This is a genomic window from Kocuria rosea, from assembly GCF_023715525.1.
GTDB classification, from domain to species: Bacteria; Actinomycetota; Actinomycetes; order Actinomycetales; family Micrococcaceae; genus Kocuria; species Kocuria rosea_A.
This window is the reverse complement of sequence record NZ_JAMBOG010000053.1, coordinates 1-1,109: the sequence shown is the minus strand read 5'-3', so window position 1 is coordinate 1,109 and position 1,109 is coordinate 1. Positions and strand designations below refer to the sequence as shown.

The following is a 1,109-nucleotide window of genomic DNA, read 5'->3' as shown; positions in this document are numbered from 1 at the left end:
TGTACTGCCCAGGGAGGTTGGTCAATCGGGTGACGGGTGGGTGGTTGCCGATAGCGGTGTGTGGCCGGTGATGGTTGTAGTGATGCAGCCATCCCGGCAGTGCGGCCCGGCGGGCCTGCTCGGTCGGATAGTGCCGGGAGAAGGCCCAGCCCTCGGCGAGGGTGCGGTGGAAGCGCTCGACCTTCCCGTTGGTCTGCGGCCGGTACGGGCGGGTCTTCTTCACGCTGATACCCAGTGCGGCGCAGGCCGCCCGCCAAGCACCGGAGCGGTAGGCGGCCCCGTTGTCCGACAGCACCCGCTCCACGGTGACCCCACGGGCGGCGAACCACGACACCGCCCGCAACAGCACGCCCACCGCGGTGTCGGCTCTCTCGTCGCCGTGGATCTCGGCGTAGGCCACCCGCGAGTGGTCATCGACCACGGTGTGCACGAACGCGGTACCCAGCAGTGGCTTGTGGGTGGCCGACCGGCCGGTCCCCGGTGTCGCCCACCGGTTACGACCACCCTGTTGCCTCCCGACGTAGCGCCATCCACCGCCGTCGGGAATGTTGCCCAGCTTCTTCACATCCACGTGGATCAGCGCCCCCGGTGTGGCGTGCTCGTAGCGGCGGATCACCTCCCCGGTGCGGAGGTCGATGTGGCGCAGCCGGTTCACCCGGCAGCGCACCAGCACCGCGTGCACGGTGGAGGCCGGCATCCCCAGGGCCGCGCCGATGGCCACCGGGCCCAGACGCTTACGCCAGCGCAGGGCCACGACCTTCTTCACCAGCTGCGCGCTGGTGCGGGTCGGGCACCGGTGCGGGCGCGAGGAGCGATCACTCATTCCGGCCGCGCCCATGGCCCGGTAGCGATCGGCCCAGCGCTTGGCCGTGGGCCAGGCGACGTGGAAGAACGCCGCAGCCTGGGCTACCGGCCACCCGTCCTCGACGATTAACCGGGCGATCCGCAACCGTTGGCGTGGAGTCAGTGCGGCATTAGCGTGGGACATCGAGGGCCTCCTCGTCGGATGCGGAACCTAGACACTTCCACTCCAACGCAGGAGGCCCTCCTCATGCATCAACCAGCGCAGATAAGTCGCCGCACCTCAACCAACCACCCTGGGCAGTACA

At 69.4% G+C, this 1,109-nt stretch carries 1 protein-coding gene; it reads right to left on the bottom strand.

The genetic code is table 11. The features are described from left to right. Window positions 1-988, bottom strand: a 988-nt coding sequence (locus M3185_RS16920; RefSeq protein WP_251334838.1) for an IS481 family transposase, incomplete at its 3' end; no start/stop codon positions are given. Window positions 989-1,109 lie beyond the last annotated feature (121 nt).